Annotated in this window: 1 protein-coding gene; it reads right to left on the bottom strand. The window is 43.8% G+C overall.

Annotation, left to right across the window (positions count from 1 at the left end; all coding sequences use genetic code 11):
• Positions 1–10: 10 nt before the first annotated feature.
• Positions 11–685 (bottom strand): IS982 family transposase (locus tag QUW60_RS15055; protein WP_289561517.1); only part of this gene is annotated, 675 nt, incomplete at its 5' end.

Raw genomic sequence — 685 nt, forward strand, 5'->3', positions numbered from 1 at the left:
CGGGATAATCTTAAAACAAAACCAATTGTCTTGTATGTTCAATGGTATATCCCTGCAATGCTTCAGGCTTATTGTCATAAAAGCAATATGCTGCCAATGCCGCAACAAGATTCATTAAGAAATTATTGATGGACCTGTGTCTTGAATGTACTAATTTTGCTGTATTCTTGAGCATGTCATTAATGCACTCGATGACAAAACGCTTACGCAACATGATTTTATCCCAAAATGGCATCAGTTTGTTTTTCATGTTCACTTTGATTCCTGTAACAAGATGTATGCCATCTTTAAAAAGGTCCTCAAAAAGTCTTGGAGAGATGTACCCCCTGTCAGCAAAAAGCCTGCCGTACAGCTCTTTGGCAAGTACGTTCCAGACTTTGGGATTCCTGTCATCCACATTGGCTCCGGTAAGACAGAAGGTGATGATTTCTCCCCGGTCATTGCAGGTGAAATGCAGCTTGAACCCGTGACACCACCCCATCGTCCCCTTCCCGTCCGTGGCCATGCCCTTGAAAACCTTGTTGGCATAGCGTCTGAGGTTATGACAGACCGGAATCATCGTGCTGTCCACGAAACTGATACCCGAACAGCGGCCAAAGGCATAAAGCTTAAGGAAAAACATCAGTTTGAAGAACACACGGCTTTCAAGTTCCACAAACCTGTTATAGGATACCGCATCCGGAAA

The organism is Bacteroides gallinaceum, from assembly GCF_030373775.1.
GTDB lineage: Bacteria > Bacteroidota > Bacteroidia > Bacteroidales > Bacteroidaceae > Phocaeicola > Phocaeicola excrementipullorum.